Here is a 208-nt window from a genome sequence, read left to right as displayed (position 1 = left end):
TGGAGGAAGAGAAAGAAAAATCGATTTCCTGAGTAGCGGCGAGCGAAACGGAAAGAGCCCAAACCAAGAAGCTTGCTTCTTGGGGTTGTAGGACACTCTATACGGAGTTACAAAAGAAAGTTATAAATGAAGCGGTCTGGAAAGGCCCGCCAAAGACGGTAACAGCCCGGTAGTTGAAATAGCTTTCCCTCCAGAGTGGATCCTGAGT

At 47.6% G+C, this 208-nt stretch carries 1 rRNA gene; it reads left to right on the top strand.

The annotated features are described in order from the left end of the window. A 23S ribosomal RNA gene (locus ATO4_RS26780) occupies positions 1 to 208 on the top strand; the annotation flags it as partial.

It is taken from the genome of Aurantimonas sp. 22II-16-19i (assembly GCF_002088275.1).
Classification (GTDB): domain Bacteria; phylum Pseudomonadota; class Alphaproteobacteria; order Rhizobiales; family Rhizobiaceae; genus Jiella.
The sequence above is the reverse complement of the archived record's forward strand: the minus strand, read 5'-3'. Positions and strand labels throughout refer to the sequence as shown.